This window comes from Curtobacterium salicis (genome assembly GCF_011759505.1).
Classification (GTDB): Bacteria; Actinomycetota; Actinomycetes; order Actinomycetales; family Microbacteriaceae; genus Curtobacterium; species Curtobacterium salicis.
Map to the genome: position 1 here is coordinate 96,020 of NZ_JAAOYO010000002.1, position 16,309 is coordinate 112,328.

Below are 16,309 nucleotides of genomic sequence, written 5' to 3' on the forward strand. Positions count from 1 at the left end.
AGGAACAACGACCTCCCGACGCGCAGCGCCGGAGGCTCGGCGCGGGTGGCGCAGCCATCAGCGCAGGAGCAGGCACGGCAGGCCCCCCGGCAGCCGTCGCGTCCGGCGCGCCGCCCCGGCCGGGAGGCACGCCCCACGCCGCCGCCGAAGCAACACATCGGGCGCTACCGCCGTTGGTACGCCACGCTCCACCCGTCGCTGCAGCTCATCGGGCTCCAGCTGTGGATGCCGCTGTTCTTCATCGTCGGGTTCTGCCTGTGCTACGTCTTCGCGTTCCACGCCCCGCACCCGCACGACGTGCCGATCGGCATCGTCGGCGGGGACCGGACCCTCGTCAGCGCCGTGCAGAAGGCGCTGCCGGGCGAGTACCTGTTCTCGTCGTACGACTCACTCGCCCGCGCCAAGCACGACGTCGTCGCGGGCACGATCGCCGTGGCGTACGACCCCTCCGCGAACGAGCTGTTCAAGGCCAGCGCGCACCAGTTCCAGGTCGCCAGCCTGGTGCCGGCGACCCTGACCGCGGTGCTGACCGGCGCCGGACTGGCCGCTCCCCGCGTGACCGAACTCGCGCCCCTGCCCGCCTACGACGAGTACGGCACGGTCGCCATGTACGTGATGCTCGCCTGGTGCATCGGCGGCTACATGGTGGCGATGTTCATCGGCATCATGGGCGGCCCGCTCCGCCACCGGACCCGTATGACCGTCATCGTCACCGGTGGCCTGGTGATCTCCCTCATCACGAACACCCTCGCCGGCCCCGTCGTCGGCGCGATCCACGGACACTTCGTCCCACTGGTGCTCATCGCGTGGGGCTGGATCGTCGCGATCGGCCTCGCGGTGAACGGTCTGAGCTACTTCGTCGGACGGTTCATCGCCGCCCCGGCGATGATCTGCTTCGTCTTCCTGTCGATGCCGTCCTCCGGTGGCGCCTACCCGAAGTGGTTCATGCCGGAGCCGTTCGCCTGGCTGAACAACGTCGTCGTCGGCTCGAGCATGGTCGACATGATCAAGCACCAGCTCTACGGCGTCGGCCCGGGGCCGGAGCGCGGCCTCATCACGATGGGCTGCTACGCCGCCGCCGGGCTCGTGCTGATGTTCCTCGGCAAGAAGTGGTGGGAACGTCGCCGGATCCGCGCGATCGTGACCGGCCGGACCACCATGTTCCAGGACGCGAACACGGCGAACCGCGAGTTCCTGGGCCGCGAGCGCGACGCCGAACTCCAGCGGAACGGCCTCATCTCGACCGAGACCGGCACGCTGCAGGTCCTCCGCGACGACGACTGGGAGGACGAACGAGCCGCGGGCGACGTCTTCACGGGCGGTCGCGACGGGCTCGAGAACGAGCCGCTCAATCCGCGTCGGCAACCGTGACGGCCGCGGGTATCCTGGTCCGATCATGACCCGTACCGCCTGGCACCGCCTCCTCATGACGATCGTCGTCGTCTTCCTCGTCATCGCGGCGCTGTCCTACGTCACGAGCATCGTGCTCGCGCCGAGCGGCGGCCGCAGCGTCGCCGGACTCTGGGACGGCTGGGCGATGTTCGCACTCGTCGCGGCCATCGCGTTCGGCGTCGTCGACTTCTTCGTCCGGCCGCTCGGTGGCCAGAGCGGCGACGCGGACGTCATGGCCGAGGCCGAAGCCGCCCGCACCGGGTCCACCCCGACGCAGCGCGCACGCTGACACGGTCGGTCAGCAGGGTCAGGCCGGCTCGCCGATGCCCGTCCCGGTGAACCCGGCGACCGACGCGTTGTCCTCGGCGAACACGACACGGGCGTCGACCCGCCCACCCGCGAGCACCCCGGGCAACCAGTAGCGCGCGTCGTCCCACATCGCGTCGTACGGCACGGCACCGACCGGCACCCACCGCGGCTCCAGCTCGTCCCCGCCCGACGGGTCGCCCTGCCAGCGGCGGCAGACGAAGACGTCCGAGACCTGGGACCAGGACGGCCGGAACGGGAACCGGTAGTCCAACGTGCCGCGTGCCTCCAGGTCGGCCGGGTCGACGTGCAGGCCGACCTCCTCGGCGACCTCGCGCACGGCGGTCTGCGCGGCCGTCTCCGTCCCCTCGCGCTTCCCGCCCGGGCCGACCACGCGACCGGTGCCGAGGCCCCGGCGCTTCTCGCCGAGCAGCACCTCCGGCCCGTCGGCACCGTCCCGCAGGAGGTACACGACGACGACCGCCGGGTGCTGGGACTTGGTCTCGTCGCGCTCGGTCATGTGGTCCAGTGTGGCCGATCCGATGACGTACGCTCGTTGCATGGCAGGCGTGCTGTGGGGGCGTCATGGCTGAGTCTCGCAGGACGGGGCGCAGCCTCGAGGTGCTGCGCGCAGAAGCCGCCGAGGAGATCTCGGTCATCGTCGAACACCGGTGCCGGCAGGGCGACGACCCCTGGGACTTCATGCACACGCTGCCGACCGTCGACGAGCAGGTCGTGCTGATCCTCCGGGCCGAGGCGATGGAACTCGACGTCCGGATCGGCCAGCGCAGCGCCCAGTGGTCCTCGCACCCGGCCTCCGGCCACCGCACCGAGCACGGCGAGGAGTACCACCGCCTCCGCCGGATCGCGCTGCAGCACCCGGAGCTGACCGAGGCGGTCTGGAAGCTCATGGACGCGTTGCCCCGCGCCCGCTGACACACGTCTGGGGTTGGATGGGGACATGACCGACACCGTCCTCGCCGTCCTGAACCAGCCCTCGCGTGCCGCCGAGCCGCACGACCCCGGAGCCGACTCCTTCACGTGGGCGAAGCCGCTCGAGGAGCACATCCAGGTGATGGACCTCGGACTGACCCGGGGCGACGGCGTGTTCGAGACGATCACGGTCATCGACGGTCGTCCCCAGGCACTCGAGGCGCACCTGGCCCGGTTCGGTCGCTCCGCCGCGAAGCTCGACCTGCCCGAGCCGGACCTCGACGCCTGGCGGCAGGCGATCGAGGCGGTCTGCGCAGGACTCGACCCGGTGCGAGAGGCCTACGCCAAGACGGTGCTGACCCGCGGCGTCGAGGGCCTCGGCCGTCCGACCGGGTGGGTGTACGCCGCGCCGTCCGCCGACCAGACCCGCGACCGCACCGAGGGCATCGGGGTCGTCACACTCGACCGCGGCTACCGGCACGACGTCGAGCGGACCTCGCCCTGGCTGCTGCAGGGCGCGAAGACGCTGTCGTACGCGATCAACATGGCCGCCCTCCGCGAGGCCGTCCGGCGCGGCGCCGACGACGCCCTGTTCATCTCGACCGACGGCTACGTCCTCGAGGGCACCCGGGCGAACCTGGTCATGTCGGTCGGGGGCCGCTTCGTCACTCCCCGCACCGACATCGGCATCCTCGACGGCACCACGCAGGCGGACGTCTTCCGGTTCGCCGAGCAGGAGGGCATCGAGACCGCCTACGAACTCGTCACCCTCGACGACCTGCGGGCCGCGGACGCGCTGTGGCTGGTCTCGAGCATCCGACAGGCCGCGCCGATCCACACCGTCAACGGGGTGCGGATCGAGATGGACCTCGGCATGACGGAGCGCATCAACGACTTCCTGCTCTCGCGTCAGGACTGAACGGATCCGGCCAGACGACGGACGGGAGGCGCGGTGCGGGCCCGCACCGCGCCTCCCGTCCGTCGGCCGGACACAAGCGCGAAGCAGTGACTAAGTTGTCGACTGCCCACTCGTGAACCGAGGCACCTTCATCAAGACGAACGTCGCGCGACTGGCCGGAGCGAGCAGGTCGCCGTCCTGAAGGACCAGGTTGACGTCGAAGGCCTCCGCAATTCGGGAGAACCGGTCGCCGACCCCCAGGAAGACTGGTCACGCTGCTGGTCGACCGACCACCACTTCTTGAAAACCGGGAATGAAACGTCGAGCGCGATCACGAAACCCCAAGCCGCTCAAGTCGACCTGCAATTCTGGTCCCTATGCTGTCTCGGATACGCACCAATGCGGGGACTGCGACTACAGATTCCCAATGCTCCGCTACTCGACAAGCAGTATCGCGAGCCAGCTCTGTCAAGTTTGTCGGCGAGTTGAGTTTGCGTTCAAGGCGCTCGAAGCTGGTGAGGCCGACGGCATCGATCGCACGAGACCGCCCGAATTTCAGTCCGAGGTCCTCACCTTGACCGATGTAAGCTTCCGTCGACACCACGTCGTACACGGGCGATAACGTGGGCCGCTGCCGATCAGCGTAGATCAACGACCAGTTTTTGAGATGCGCGTCACCGTTGCCGATGAGGACGTTGAGTACGAGCCGCTTTACAACCTCTTCGAGCGCGTCAATGTCGTAGCCGCGGTACGCCAGCGCTGAGACCGTTTCGAAGGAACCATCATACTTATGTTCGGGATAGAAGCCGCGAATCTGGGCAAAGTCTTCAATGTGCGTCCGGGTCTCGCCACCTTCCGAGCGGTCAAAGCGCTCGATTGCATAGGCGAACTGCTCCCCCTGCGGCCATACCGCGCCCGGCAGCTGCGGAAGGTCATCTCTCTCGACTAGCAGCGTTTTAGGAGTATTGATGCCTACCTTCCGAGCCAACTCCATCATCGCGTACTCATTTTGGGGCACTCCGGCGTGTTCTGAGTCCGGCATCTTGATGATCCAGTCGCCATGCTCGAAACTTGCTGGAATTGTGAGCCTGTCTTGAGCCCTCAGGAGTGAAAACTTCAATCCGACACCAGCGAGAGAGAACTTCCAGGGCCTATCATCATCGAGGGGTGCAGAATAAGCCTCAGTTACCGCCCAATCTTCATCTGGCCGGTTGCCGGCGTCTGCAACGACCTCGACTGCTCCAGGTAGATCGTGTCCGACTTGCAACAGCAATTCCAATTCCCGATCAACTGCGACTCGCCGCTCTCGAGCAATCCAACCGCGCAGCTTGCCTTCCGGCAAAAGGTTAGAAAACCACGGCGGAAGGCGCAAGGCCGCCTGCGGGGATACACCAGAGTGGTCCTCGAACCAAAGACCTAGAACCGGTCGCTCTGCTCGATCCCAGTAGTCATCGAGGAAGGTGAATCTCGCAACATCCCCCCGGTGGCGGATGACGCCAATGAGGCTCCCGTAGAGCAGGACCGCATGCTGGCGCTCATCCATCACTCTTCGCCAGACCGATCGAGGATCGTCAGGTCCTCCTCATTGACTACAAGCCCCTCATCGTCATCCTCGTCGTCATCGTCGAGATTGAAGTCAGAAAGAGGTCGGGTCGATTCCAGCCCCACCCCTGCGCGACTCTCGAGGAACTTGCTCACGACGCGCTCAAGTCGCGCTTCGCGCTCCTCAACCATTTCGATGAGCTGTCCGAAGTTGATCCGGTCGAGATCGCCCTTGGTCACTAGAAGACTGTCGAGAACCTTAGTGCTGACGCCAGCTGCTCGCGCATCGCCATCTTTAGCTAGACCACGCAAGGTGTGATCATCATCCGGCAATCCAATATACCGGTTCGCCGCTGAAAGCCTAAGCTTGGACGGAAGCGCGTCGCGGCGGACGATTTCCAGTGCTACGTCGGTAGGAGTTTCACGAGCTTCGAGCGCCAGAGCGAGAGCTGCTGGGTCAATGACTTGGCCGGAGGCAAGAGCACGCGGCTTCGCAGCCCAAAGCGCACAGAGTGCAATCCGACTGGCTGCCTGATTGGCGCGGAAGAGTCGAAGATTCGGAAGAGGTAGCGGCTTCGTTGACTCGACCACTTCGAGTAGGCGCTGCAACGAACCTGACTCATCGCCTGGCTTGATGTTACCGGCCAACGAGCGGACCGTCGCCGTACTACCGCTCAAGTTCAGCTCCTGAGCCCGGGCCGCTGCTCGCCAGAACCATCGTCGGAGTAGTTCGAGGTTGCGCTCGGCAGGTTCGGGGAACAACGCAAAAAAGCGTACGGGTATCAGCAAAAGGAATCGATAGGCAAGGAATGTCGCATGAGGAACGCCCGCCTGGTCAGTAAGGAAGGCGATAGCGCGTTCGAGCGCGTCCTCGGCACCACGATATCCTTCTTCGCGCCCCTCCCCTGGGAAGTCAGACACCAGTCGGCGCTCCTGATCGAACTCGCCATGAGGATCCCGAGTGATGTCGGGGTGACGTCGCACAAGAATGGCCTGGTATACCGCAGCCGTATCGACCCGCCCGAAAGTGGTCGAAGCCGCGAGCCGGTCCGCGATCGCGCCAACCGACAGGCTCTCATCCGACACCTCACCAACTGCGCGATGGATGGCGTCAAAAATCTCCGCGCTTCTCAGACGCTTGCCCGCGGTGTTCATTCGGTCGAAAATGTCTCGGAGAACTTTTTCGTCAGCCTGCTCCACTACAGACCCTGGCAATGCGAATCCTCGGAGCCGGGCCGTCACAGCCTGGAGGTCCGCGGCGAAAGGGAACGCTTCAGGATGTTCCTGCAGCCAGGTAAGTAGCCTCGGAATGTCGAACAGGTCAGGCAAGGGGATTGCGAGCTGGCCGCGAGCATCATTCGGTCTCACGAGCTTCTTAGCCTCGACAAGGTATAGAACTCTGAAACGACTGTCACGATCGACTACGTCCGCACTCACGCCGTTGACGAGACTGGTGATTCTTTGCTGGCCATCAACAACCCAGAGCGCATTGGGACGAGCCGGGGCATCGATGATCAAGCCGCCTAGAGTGACGCGGCGCTTCGGGGCGTCCTTCCTCCAAAGCAGTACGCTGCCGACCGGGTAACCCTTGAGAATGCTGTCGAACAGCGCGAGCACATCCCCGCTGTCCCACCGAAAAGCTCGCTGAAACTCCGGAACACGGATGCGTCCATCACGAGCCATCGTGACTAGCTCGTCAATTGTGAACGTATCGCCCCGAGACTGGGTAGCACTTTCGACCATGTCGCCAGCATGGCATGAACGGACCGACAGCACGACCTACAAAAGCCGCAGGCGGTGCGTGAGGGCGCGTAGCGCTACCAGCGCGGGGTGGTGACGCCCTGCCCGTCGACGTAGGCGAAGACCTGCTTGCCCTCGATCCAGACGCGCTGCGCGCGGCTCGTGGCGTCGAGCGGGTCGCCGTCCCAGAGCACGAGGTCGGCGTCGTACCCCGCGGCGATGCGGCCGACCCGGTCGCCGAAGCCGAGGATGTCCGCCGGGGCGGAGGTGATCGCCTCGAGCGCGGTCTGCCTCGGGAGGCCGTCGCGGACCGCCATCGTCGCCTGGGTGACGAGCATGTTGATCGGGACGACGGGTGCGTCGGTGGTGATCGCGACACGGACGCCGGCGGCCGCGATCGTGGTGAGGTTCGGGATCCCGCGGTCGCGCAGCTCGACCTTGGACCGGCTGGTGAACAGCGGTCCGTAGATCACCGGGATGCCCTTCTCGGCGAGCAGGTCGGCGATCTTGTGCGCCTCGGTGCCGTGGTTGACGACCAGGCGGTAGCCGAACTCCTCGGCGAGACGGACCGCGGTGGCGATGTCGTCGTGGCGGTGGGTGTGCTGGTCCCAGGCGAGCTCGCCGTCGAGGACCCGGACCAGGGCCTCCTTCGTCAGGTCGCGGGTGAACGGCTCGCCCTTCGCGTGTGCGGCGTCGCGGTCGGCGCGGTAGTCCTGGGCGGCGACGAAGGCCTCGCGGATCACCTTGGCGACCCCGAGCCGGGTGGAGGGCGTCTGCCCCTTCTCGCCGTAGACGCGCTTCGGGTTCTCACCGAGGGCGCTCTTGATGCTCACCGCGTCGGAGATGAGCTGCTCGTCGATCGTCCGGCCGCCCCAGGTCTTGATCGCGACCGTCTGGCCGCCGATCGGGTTGCCGGAGCCGGGCTTCACGACGATGCTCGTGATGCCGCCGGACAGGGCGTCGCGGAAGCCCTCGTCGTCGATGTCGACCGCGTCGATCGCCCGGACCGCGGCCATGTTCGGCCCGGTCATCTCGTTCGTGTCGTTGCCCGCCGAGCCGTTCGCCTCTTCGTGGATGCCGACGTGGCCGTGCGCCTCGACGAAGCCGGGCAGGAGCCATGCGCCGGCTGCGTCGACCACGGGCAGATCGTCGGGCGGTGTGACGTCGGGTCCGACGGCCGTGATGCGGCCGTCCTGCACGACGACCGCACCGCCGTCGAACGCGTCGCCGTCGACGGGGACGACGTGGGCTCCGGTGATCACGAACGAGTTGTCAGTCATTCCACAACGGTACCGATGCCGTCGCCTGACGCCCCGGTCTTCGTGGACGACATACGGGTTCTTCGTGCTGCGCGGTCGGTGGTCGGTACCGTCTGGCGAACCCGACGAGCGGAGGCACGATGCACCCTGACGACACCCGGCCCGGCTGGCCGGCACACCGCACGACGACCCGACCGTGGCGGAGCAGCGGACGGCCGCCGCGGGCCGATCGGATGGTCCGCTCGGTCCGGTGTTCCCTGCCGCCGCGGATCGCTCACCGGTCCTGGACCGCTCCCCCGCGCACCGCGCACCTGGTCGCGCGGGCGTCCGAGCGTCTGCGCGACCTCGACCGGCGACTCGGCGACCGGACCGCGACGTTCGACCTGCTGCTCGCCCGGACCGAAGCCGTCTCGTCCTCCCGGATCGAGGACGAGCACGCGACCCTCGACGACTACGCACGCGCCGTGGTCGGCATCCGTTCGAACGGCAGTGCGACCGCGATGGTCGGTGCGACCGCGGCGCTCCGGGCGATGATCGACGACGCCGGTCGGGGCAGCATCACGGCCGGCGCGGTGCTCGACGCGCACGCCGTCCTCATGCACGACGACCCGCTCGACGGTCCGGCGGCCGGCCGCTGGCGACAGGTGCAGAACTGGATCGGCGGCGGCGCGTCCCCGCGGCAGGCCGCGTACGTCCCCCCGCCGCCGGACGACGTCCCCGACGCGATGGACGACCTGTTCGCGTTCCTGGCGCGCGACGACGTCGACCCGATCGTGCAGGGGGCGATCGCGCACGCCCAGTTCGAGTCGGTACACCCGTTCACGGACGGCAACGGGCGGATCGGCCGCGCGCTGGTCAACGCCGTGCTCCGTCGGCGCGGGCTGACCTCCTCGCTCGTGGTGCCGGTCGCGGCGGCGCTCGTCGCGGACCGGGCCGGCTACTTCGGCGAACTCGTCCGCTACCGGGACGGGCACGTCGACGGCGTGGTGACCCTGGTGGCCGCGGCGATCGGCACCGTGTGCGACGAGGTCGAGTACGCAGCACTCCGGCTCGACGAGCTCGAGCACGACCGTGCAGCGGTGCACCGGACGGACGAGCGGTCGCGGGTGGCGCACGACTCGGCGGTGCTCCGCGTCCTGCTCGCAGACCCGGTCCTGACCGAGGCGGCGATCACCGATGCGCTCCCGCCCGACGTGCCGTGGACGGACGCCGTGATCGACGACCTGGTCGAGGCGGGGGTCCTGCGGCCCGTGACCGAGCGACGGCGGAACCGGGCCTGGGTGGCATCGGACGTGCTGGCCGAGCTCGATGCCCTCGCAGAGCGCATCCGGGCGGCGGCGGTGCCGACGGAGCCGGGCCGGGCCTCCATGCCGAGCGAATAGGGTGGGCCGGTGACCAGCGAGCACGACGTGACCATCCCGCCGACCGCCGCCAAGCGGCCCCGGACGCGGACCCACCACGGCATCGACTTCGTCGACGACTACGAGTGGCTGCGTGACAAGGAGTCCCCGGACACCATCGCGTACCTCGAAGCCGAGAACCGGTACACCGAGGCGCAGACCGAGCACCTCGGTGCCCTCCGTGAGCGGCTCTTCGACGAGGTCAAGACCCGTGTGCAGGAGACCGACCTCTCGGTCCCCGTGCGCATGGGCCAGTGGTGGTACTTCACCCGGACCAGCGAGGGCAGCCAGTACGGCGTGCAGTGCCGTGCCCCCATCAGCGGCCCGGACGACTGGACGCCGCCGTCGCTCGAGTCGGATGCCACGGGGTCGGCGAGTGCCGGCACCCTGCCCGGCGAAGAGGTCGTCCTGGACGGCAACGCCCTGGCCGAGGGGCACGACTTCTTCTCGCTCGGCACCTACGACATCAGCGACGACGGTCGTCGGCTGGTCTACGGCGTCGACGTCGAGGGCGACGAGCGGTACACCCTGGCCGTCCGTGACCTCGAGACCGGCCAGGACCTCGGCGACACGATCCCGAACACCGGGGCGGGCGCCACGTTCGACCCCTCGGGCCGCTACGTCTTCTACCCGACCGTCGACGACTCCTGGCGCCCGGACCGCATCTGGCGCCACACCGTCGGCACCTCGGCGGACGCCGACGTCGTGGTGTTCGAAGAGCCCGACGACCGCTACTGGGTCGGAGTGGGGGTGACCCGCTCGTCGCAGTACATCGTCATCGAGCTCGGGTCGAAGATCACGTCCGAGGCGCTCGTCCTCGACGCGTCCGACCCGACCGGGGAGTTCCGCGTCGTCTGGCCCCGTCGCGAGGGCGTCGAGTACGAGATCGAGCACGCCATCGTCGGCGGCAGCGACCGACTGCTCGTCCTGCACAACGACGGTGCCGAGAACTTCGAACTGGTGGACGTCCCCGCGGACGACCCGACGTCCGAGTCCGACCGCCGTGTCGTCGTCCCCCACCACGCCGAACGACGCATCGAGTCGGTCGACGCCTTCGCCGGGCACCTGGCGCTCGAGTACCGGTCCGAAGCACTGCCCCGGATCGCGATCATCCCGATCGAGGGCGACGGCTACGGCGACGCGCACGAGGTCCCCTTCGACGAGGCCCTGTTCTCCGCCGGCCTCGGCGGCAACCCCGAGTGGGACCAGCCGACGCTCCGACTCGGGTACACGTCGTTCGTGACCCCGTCCGAGGTCAGCGACCTGGACCTGACGACCGGCGAGGTCACCGTCCTCAAGCGGCAGCCGGTGCTCGGCGGCTACGACCCTGCCGACTACGTGCAGGAGCGTGACTGGGCGACCGCTGCCGACGGCACGCGGGTCCCGATCTCGCTCGTCTGGCGACGCGACGCCGTCGACGCGGATGCCCCGGCACCACTGCACCTGTACGGGTACGGCTCGTACGAGCACTCGATCGACCCGGGCTTCAGCGTCATGCGCCTGTCGATGCTCGACCGCGGCGTCGTCTTCGCCGTCGCCCACGTCCGCGGGGGCGGCGAGCTGGGCCGACACTGGTACGAGGACGGCAAGACCCTGACGAAGAAGAACACCTTCACGGACTTCGTCGCCGTCGCCGGGCACCTCATCGACAGCGGCAGGACGACGCCCGAGCGTCTCGTGGCCGAGGGCGGCAGCGCCGGCGGTCTGCTGATGGGCGCGGTCGCGAACCTGGCACCCGAGCGGTTCGCCGGCATCCTGGCCGCCGTGCCGTTCGTGGACGCGCTGACGAGCATCCTCGACCCGGACCTGCCCCTGACCGTCATCGAGTGGGACGAGTGGGGCGACCCGCTCCACGACCCCGAGGTCTACCGGTACATGAGCGAGTACACGCCGTACGAGAACGTCCGCGACGACGTGCAGTACCCGCGCATCCTCGCGGTGACCTCGATCAACGACACCCGTGTGCTCTACGTGGAGCCGGCGAAGTGGACCGCGAAGCTGCGCGAGGTCGGCGCCCCGGTGCTCCTGAAGACCGAGATGTCCGCGGGCCACGGTGGCGTCAGCGGCCGGTACGACTCGTGGAAGGAACGTGCGTCCGAGCTGGCGTGGCTGCTCGACGTGCTCGGCCTGGCCGACGTCTCCCCCGCCGCGGCGACCGCGGGCCCGATCGCGGCCGGCTGACCGCCGCACGGCCGACATGACGACGGCGCGCACCCGAGCAGGGTGCGCGCCGTCGTCACGTCAGGACGGGACTGCCCGTCACACGCGGTTGAGCGCGTGGACTGCCTCGTCGTAGGAGTCCTCGGCCACGCGGACCCGGTCGCCGGCCAGGACGCCGTAGCCGAACGTCCCCTCGCCGACTCGGTCCGCGATCCCGGCCTGCACACGCAGCTGCTCGAGCGCGTGCAGCGACCGGACGCGCTCGGTGAGCACGTCGGCTGCGGTGCCGATGCGCTTCCACAGCGCGTGCGGGAACGCGTCGTCGCCGAGGACGTCCATCGCCATGCGGGCGCGCAGTGTGGCGTGCCAGGCGCGTTGGGTGGCCTCGCGGTCGCCGGCCTCGTCGGCGGGGTCGTCCCCGACGGCTGCCCGGACGAGGTCGCGGACTCGTGGCTTCTCGATCGCCGAGACGTCCTGCGCGACCTGCTTCGGGTCGCGGAGTGCCCACTTCGTCGGCTGCGGGCGTTCGACGGCGTCGTCGAGGGCGTCGAGCAGTTCGAGGAACGACTCCTCGTGCAGCGAGAGCACGACCTCACGGGTGGCGTCGTCGCGACGCTGCCGGGTGGAGGCGAGGATGCGCTCGCGGGTGATCGAGTCGATGAGCGCCTCCTGCGCCGGGCTCGAGGCGCGCGGCAGTCGGTCCACCAGGTAGTCGGCGAGCGCTGCGCGAGCGGTGACGGCCGCGAGGGCGTCGGCCGCGGCGGCGGCACGGTCGATCGCGTCGCCGTCGGCGAACGCCGGACGGTAGGACCCGAGGACCGCGGCGATGCCGAGGGCGGTCTCAGCCGTCTCGGACAGGTCGGTCGACGCGCCGGACCGGAGTCCGGCCTCCAGGCGGAGCAGCGTGCCACGGAGCTTCCGCAAGCGCTTGGTGAGCGCACGGGCCGCGGTGCCCTTGTGCGGCTTCTCCTCGGTCTGGAGGCGCGGTGCCGGTGCCCCCGTCAGCCCCCGTGCCAGCTTGGACGCGACGGCGGCGGGGCCGGCGCCGACGGCGGCGAACCGACCGTCCAGGGCGGCGAAGAGCTCGTGTGCGATCTGCGGGTCGACGCCCTCGACGGCTTCGACCTCGACCTCCCGCCACGTGTCCGGATCGGCCGGTGCGTCGTCGTCGAGGCGTTCGGCGACGACCTGGTCGTCGGCGAGTTCGGCCACCTGGTCGCCGTCCTCGTCGAGCAGTCGGGTGACGGTACGGGTGGTGGTGATCCGGACGACCGGGTGCAGGCCGCGGCCACGGCGTTCGGTGAAGAGCGCGGCGAGGACCTCGACGGGCACGGTGTCGGGGTCCTCGGTGAGCGGGAAGTGCTGCTCATGGCGGACGGTGTCGGACTCGGCGCGCTTGATGTGCCAGCCGGCGTCGTGTCCGCCGGTGCGACGACGGACGGTGACGTGGGCGGCGACGAGGTCGTACCGCTGGGTGTCCCAGTAGGTGGCGTCGAGCTCGAACGGCTCCTGGGCGTCGGTCTGCATGATCCCGCCGGCGCCGACCAGATCCGGCAGTGCGGCGTCGGCGGGCAGGTCGTAGGTGCGCTCGATCTCGAGGTGCGTGTCGCTCACACGGTCTTGTCTACCAGGGTGGCGGCGCGGTCCTCACCACCGGGGCGTCGGCGGAGGGGCGAGGTCGCCCAGGCGAGCAGACCGGCGGCCACGACGGTGAGCGCCGGCACGGCCAGGAGGCACGGGACGAGTCGGGCGGGGACGAGCGGCCAGAGCACCCCGGCCGCCTCCACGGCAGCCGCTCCGAACGGGAGCAGCACGAGCAGCCAGGCACGTCTCGGAGCGTCGACGGCGACGAGCCAGCCGGCGAGTGCCACGAGGAGCGGCACGACCGTCGGCAGGATGCTGACCGGCCATCCGGACGGCGGTCCGACGAACGGAGCGACGACCGCGCCGACGGCTGCGGCGGTCACGAGGGCCGCGCCGAGGCGTCGACGGCGGGCAGACGGCCCGGGAAGGAGCAGGATCGCCGCGCTGATCGCAGCACCATGGAGGACCAGCCGGTCAAGGGCCTCCCGGGAAGCGGGGTTACCGTGAGCACATGAGCGAGACGATCACCCGTGACGCGTTCGTGCCCGAGGCCGGCGGCGTCACCATGTTCACGACCACCTGGTGCGGCTACTGCGCCCGCCTGAAGAACCAGATGACCAAGGCGGGCGTGCCCTTCCGCGAGGTCGACATCGAGACCACCCCCGGCACGGCCGAACTCGTCGCCGAGGTCAACGGCGGCAACCAGACCGTGCCGACCCTGGTCTTCCCGGACGGCAGCACCGCGACGAACCCGTCCCTGGCCGAGGTGCAGTCCCGCGTCTGACCCGGAGCCGAGGCGGCGCCGCGCGTTGCCTTGGCGCAAGACACCGGTGTTCGTGCATCGAGCCGCGGAAGTTCGCGGCGCGATGCACGAACACCGGTGCTTTGCGGTCCCGGCGCCGCCGGACACGCCGGCCTCAGCCGCCTGAGCCGCCGATCGGCGCGCTAGCGCGACAGCGCGTCGAGCAGCAGCGCGGCCATCGCGTCGAGCTGGATGTCGCCGGAGTCGACGACCTCCTCGTCCGAGCCGTCGAGCGCCCGGGCGGCCAGACCGGCCTTCGAGTCGATGAGCTCCGCGATCTTGGTGTCGATCGTCTGTGCGGCGATGATGCGCCACGCGGTGACGGGCTCCTCCTGGCCGATGCGGTGCACGCGGTCGATCGCCTGCGTCTGCTCGGCGCTCGTCCACGACAGCTCGGCGAGGACGACGTTGGAGGCGACCTGCAGGTTCAGCCCGACGCCGGCCGCGGTGAGCGAGCAGACGATGACGGCCACGTCCGGGTCGTTCACGAACGAGTCGATCTCGGCCGTGCGCTGTGCCGGGGTCTGGTCGCCACGGATCGTCGCGGTGCGCAGGTGCCGGCGGGCGAAGACCTCTTCCGCCTGGTCCATCACGTCGAGGTGCTTCGCGAAGAACACCACCTTGCCGACGTTCGAGGCGAGCTGGGCCGCGTAGTCCGCCGCGAGCTGCGCCTTGGCACGGCCGATGCGACGCACCATCGAGAACACGTTCTCGCCGGTGGACGAGGCGTCCTGGTCCTCGAGCTCCCAACGGGCGACCTGGCGGACGAGCTTCTCGTCGATGCCCTCGACCGGCGCCTGGCCGGTGCGGGCCGCGAGTGCCTGGTGGTACCGCTTGACGAGCTTCGCGGTGAGCTCGCGCTCGGCGTCGCGGATGGAGCGGCCCTCGTCGCCGTCGAGCTCGACGGGGATGTCGGCGATCCGTCGTGCCGGGATGTCCGCGGCGACGTCGACCTTGCGGCGGCGGACGATGCCGAGGTCGATCACGGCCTTCCGCGCCTCGCTGAAGAACCCCTGGTCGGCGGGGGTCAGCCCGATCTCCTCGAGCTCGTTCATGAGCTGCGCCCGGGGCTTCTTGTCGTCGATCCAGCCGAGGAACTCCCAGATGGTGCGGAAGTCCTCGACCGAGTTGATCAGCGGCGTGCCGGTCAGGGCCATGAGCAGCGGGTTCGCCGTGCGCTCGCGGATCTTCTCGGCGAGCTGCAGCACGAACTTCGAGCGCTGCGAGTCCTTGTTCTTGATGAAGTGCGCCTCGTCGACGACCATGCCCTTGAACCCGAAGGTCCCGAGCCAGCCGACGTGCCGGTCGAGGATCTCGTAGTTCACGATGATGATGTCGGCGAACCCGTCGAGGTCCTGGCCGTCGCCGTGGATGACGGTGGCGCGGTGGTTCGGCACCCAGCGCTCGGCTTCGCGTGCCCAGTTCGTCTTCACGACGTTCGGCACCACGACGAGCAGTGGGAACGCCTTGGCGGCGTCGGCCGCGATCAGCGACTGCGCGGTCTTGCCGAGACCCGGCTCGTCGGCGAGCAGGAAGGTCCGGTGCCCCTGCGCCGCCGAGGCGACGAGTTCCGCCTGGTGCTTCATCAGCGACGCACCGGCCGGGGTCTGCAGCGTCGTCGGCTCGGGCAGCGGCATCGAGGCCGCTCCCCCGCCGGCGCCGTACTCGAACGACTTGAACAGCGGGCCGAAGAGCTCCCAGTTCGCCAGGCGACGCGGGTGGGCGACGGGCTGGTCGGCGAGCGCGAAGTCCGGCGGCAGGAACGGGTTGGCGAGCTGTCGCCGCACGACCGACTGCGGCACGACGGACCGTTCGGGTGTCTCGACCGCGGCGGTGGGCTCGGTCGCGATGACCAGGTCCTCCGGCTGCAGTTCGAGACCGGCGTCGATCATCATGTCGCGCTTCACGGTGCGGGTCGCTTCTGAGACCTGCGCCTCTTCGGTGAGGAGCTGGATGACGCTGGTGTCCCGCGCGGCGGTCTTGGCGAGGATCGTGGCGACCCCGTCGAGTCGCTTCAGCTGCTCGGCCCGCTGCGAATCGGTGAGCGTCGTGTCCGTCTTGACGCGGGCACGCTCCTCGCGCATGAGCAGGGCCACCGCCTGGAACTTCGTGCGGTTCGTGGCCTTGAGCGGACCACGCTGTGCGGCCGCTTCGACCTCGCGAACGGCACGGGCGAGGACGGGGATGAGGCCGTCGTTGTCGAGCGGCCGGGTCCGGCGCGCAGCCGTCCGCGTGCCACCGGCAGCGCGGCGGGTACCTGATCGAGCCAAGGCTCCTCCTGTTCCGCCCTCAT

General features: G+C 69.1%; 14 protein-coding genes. 7 read left to right on the forward strand and 7 right to left on the reverse strand.

Annotated elements, in window-relative coordinates:
* Nucleotides 1-45 precede the first annotated feature (45 nt).
* Nucleotides 46-1,371, forward strand: a complete 1,326-nt coding sequence (locus E9228_RS04825) for an ABC transporter permease (RefSeq protein ID WP_166779491.1) — start codon at nucleotides 46-48, stop codon at nucleotides 1,369-1,371.
* A gap of 25 nt (nucleotides 1,372-1,396) precedes the next feature.
* Nucleotides 1,397-1,681 (forward strand): hypothetical protein, encoded by a 285-nt coding sequence (locus tag E9228_RS04830; RefSeq protein ID WP_166779492.1) that lies wholly within the window; start codon nucleotides 1,397-1,399, stop codon nucleotides 1,679-1,681.
* Between the two features lie 18 nt (nucleotides 1,682-1,699).
* On the opposite strand, the gene E9228_RS04835 is transcribed toward E9228_RS04830, so the two are convergent.
* Nucleotides 1,700-2,218, reverse strand: a complete 519-nt coding sequence (locus E9228_RS04835; RefSeq protein WP_166779493.1) for an 8-oxo-dGTP diphosphatase — start codon at nucleotides 2,216-2,218, stop codon at nucleotides 1,700-1,702.
* 65 nt (nucleotides 2,219-2,283) lie between these two features.
* Here E9228_RS04835 and E9228_RS04840 point away from each other — a divergent pair, with 65 nt between their 5' ends.
* Together E9228_RS04840 and E9228_RS04845 are read left to right on the forward strand one after the other, a co-directional pair.
* Nucleotides 2,284-2,634 carry a tryptophan synthase subunit alpha gene (locus E9228_RS04840; RefSeq protein ID WP_166779494.1) on the forward strand — a complete coding sequence of 117 codons (351 nt, stop codon included), beginning with the start codon at nucleotides 2,284-2,286 and terminating at the stop codon, nucleotides 2,632-2,634.
* A gap of 25 nt (nucleotides 2,635-2,659) precedes the next feature.
* Entirely contained in the window at nucleotides 2,660-3,550 is an 891-nt protein-coding gene (locus E9228_RS04845) for an aminodeoxychorismate lyase (RefSeq protein WP_166779495.1), read from the forward strand.
* Between the two features lie 310 nt (nucleotides 3,551-3,860).
* On the opposite strand, the gene E9228_RS04850 is transcribed toward E9228_RS04845, so the two are convergent.
* The 3 genes from E9228_RS04850 to E9228_RS04860 form a co-directional block, all read right to left on the reverse strand.
* Entirely contained in the window at nucleotides 3,861-5,072 is a 1,212-nt protein-coding gene (locus E9228_RS04850; protein WP_166779496.1) for a type II toxin-antitoxin system HipA family toxin, read from the reverse strand.
* A complete protein-coding gene (locus E9228_RS04855; RefSeq protein WP_166779497.1) occupies nucleotides 5,072-6,814 on the reverse strand; it encodes a DUF262 domain-containing protein in 1,743 nt (580 codons plus the stop codon). The genes E9228_RS04850 and E9228_RS04855 overlap by 1 nt, the downstream gene beginning before the upstream one ends.
* A gap of 74 nt (nucleotides 6,815-6,888) precedes the next feature.
* A complete protein-coding gene (locus tag E9228_RS04860) occupies nucleotides 6,889-8,091 on the reverse strand; it encodes an amidohydrolase (RefSeq protein WP_166779498.1) in 1,203 nt (400 codons plus the stop codon).
* Between the two features lie 119 nt (nucleotides 8,092-8,210).
* On the opposite strand from E9228_RS04860, the gene E9228_RS04865 reads away from it, so the two are divergent.
* Both E9228_RS04865 and E9228_RS04870 read left to right on the forward strand, forming a co-directional pair.
* Complete coding sequence (locus E9228_RS04865) at nucleotides 8,211-9,452, forward strand: Fic family protein (RefSeq protein ID WP_166779499.1); 1,242 nt, start codon at nucleotides 8,211-8,213, stop codon at nucleotides 9,450-9,452.
* Nucleotides 9,453-9,461: 9 nt separating this feature from the next.
* A complete protein-coding gene (locus E9228_RS04870) occupies nucleotides 9,462-11,651 on the forward strand; it encodes a prolyl oligopeptidase family serine peptidase (RefSeq protein WP_166779500.1) in 2,190 nt (729 codons plus the stop codon).
* A gap of 78 nt (nucleotides 11,652-11,729) precedes the next feature.
* Here the strand turns inward: E9228_RS04870 and E9228_RS04875 are convergent, their stop codons facing one another.
* Both E9228_RS04875 and E9228_RS04880 read right to left on the reverse strand, forming a co-directional pair.
* Nucleotides 11,730-13,244 carry a CYTH domain-containing protein gene (locus E9228_RS04875; RefSeq protein WP_166779501.1) on the reverse strand — a complete coding sequence of 505 codons (1,515 nt, stop codon included), beginning with the start codon at nucleotides 13,242-13,244 and terminating at the stop codon, nucleotides 11,730-11,732.
* Complete coding sequence (locus E9228_RS04880) at nucleotides 13,241-13,597, reverse strand: hypothetical protein (protein ID WP_166779502.1); 357 nt, start codon at nucleotides 13,595-13,597, stop codon at nucleotides 13,241-13,243. The genes E9228_RS04875 and E9228_RS04880 overlap by 4 nt, the downstream gene beginning before the upstream one ends.
* 128 nt (nucleotides 13,598-13,725) lie before the next feature.
* On the opposite strand from E9228_RS04880, the gene E9228_RS04885 reads away from it, so the two are divergent.
* Nucleotides 13,726-13,998, forward strand: a complete 273-nt coding sequence (locus E9228_RS04885; protein WP_111076225.1) for a mycoredoxin — start codon at nucleotides 13,726-13,728, stop codon at nucleotides 13,996-13,998.
* A 161-nt stretch (nucleotides 13,999-14,159) separates the two neighbouring features.
* Here the strand turns inward: E9228_RS04885 and E9228_RS04890 are convergent, their stop codons facing one another.
* Nucleotides 14,160-16,286, reverse strand: a complete 2,127-nt coding sequence (locus tag E9228_RS04890; protein ID WP_166779503.1) for a DEAD/DEAH box helicase — start codon at nucleotides 16,284-16,286, stop codon at nucleotides 14,160-14,162.
* Nucleotides 16,287-16,309 lie beyond the last annotated feature (23 nt).

Excerpts from the sequence above, each read along its gene's own strand:
- E9228_RS04865 (WP_166779499.1), top strand. The coding sequence starts at position 8,211 with ATGCACCCTGACGACACCCGGCCCGGCTGGCCGGCACACCGCACGACG.
- E9228_RS04855 (WP_166779497.1), bottom strand. The coding sequence starts at position 6,814 with ATGGTCGAAAGTGCTACCCAGTCTCGGGGCGATACGTTCACAATTGAC.
- E9228_RS04885 (WP_111076225.1), top strand. The coding sequence starts at position 13,726 with ATGAGCGAGACGATCACCCGTGACGCGTTCGTGCCCGAGGCCGGCGGC.
- E9228_RS04860 (WP_166779498.1), bottom strand. The coding sequence starts at position 8,091 with ATGACTGACAACTCGTTCGTGATCACCGGAGCCCACGTCGTCCCCGTC.
- E9228_RS04835 (WP_166779493.1), bottom strand. The coding sequence starts at position 2,218 with ATGACCGAGCGCGACGAGACCAAGTCCCAGCACCCGGCGGTCGTCGTC.
- E9228_RS04850 (WP_166779496.1), bottom strand. The coding sequence starts at position 5,072 with ATGGATGAGCGCCAGCATGCGGTCCTGCTCTACGGGAGCCTCATTGGC.
- E9228_RS04845 (WP_166779495.1), top strand. The coding sequence starts at position 2,660 with ATGACCGACACCGTCCTCGCCGTCCTGAACCAGCCCTCGCGTGCCGCC.
- E9228_RS04830 (WP_166779492.1), top strand. The coding sequence starts at position 1,397 with ATGACCCGTACCGCCTGGCACCGCCTCCTCATGACGATCGTCGTCGTC.
- E9228_RS04840 (WP_166779494.1), top strand. The coding sequence starts at position 2,284 with ATGGCTGAGTCTCGCAGGACGGGGCGCAGCCTCGAGGTGCTGCGCGCA.